A 577-nucleotide genomic window follows, 5' to 3' on the forward strand; every position below is an offset into this window, starting at 1 on the left:
CCCCCACGCCGACCCACCACCACGGCAGACCGGCCAGCAGCAGCACGAAGGCGCCGCTGGCGGCGATCAGCACGCCGGTGCCGAAGTCCGGCTGCAGCATCACCAGTCCGGTCGGTACGCCGATGATCACCGCCGCCACCAGCACCACCGGGACGCGGGGCGGCAACGGCATCCGGTTGAGGTACCAGGCCACCATCATCGGCAGGCTGACCTTGAGCAGTTCAGCCGGCTGCAGGTAGAAAAAGCCCAGGTTCAACCACTGCCGGCCGTACTTGCCGGTCCCCAGCACGAACACCGCCAGCAGCGGCAGCATCGAGATCGCGTAGATCGCCGGGGTCCAGGCGCGGATGCGCAGGATCGAGGTCCGCGCGATCGCCCACATCGCCAGCAGGCCGACCGCGAACCGGGCCCCCTGGGCCATCACCAGCCCCGATCCGCCGGCGCTGTCGAGCACCGCCAGGCCGATCACCATCAGTGCCAGCAGCGCCATCAACAGCGGCCAGTCCAGGCCGCGGGTCAGCCGCTGGCCCATCTCCAGCGCCCAGCGCAGGAAATCCCTCATCGACGTTCTCCCGTG

Annotated in this window: 1 protein-coding gene; it reads right to left on the reverse strand. The window is 69.8% G+C overall.

The genetic code is table 11. The features are described from left to right. On the reverse strand, positions 1-562 hold a 562-nt coding region (locus JCM9942_RS17755), incomplete at its 3' end, for an FtsW/RodA/SpoVE family cell cycle protein (protein ID WP_172675219.1). Positions 563-577: the final 15 nt, after the last annotated feature.

This window comes from Stenotrophomonas pictorum JCM 9942, from assembly GCF_001310775.1.
In the GTDB taxonomy this organism is placed as follows: domain Bacteria; phylum Pseudomonadota; class Gammaproteobacteria; order Xanthomonadales; family Xanthomonadaceae; genus Stenotrophomonas; species Stenotrophomonas pictorum.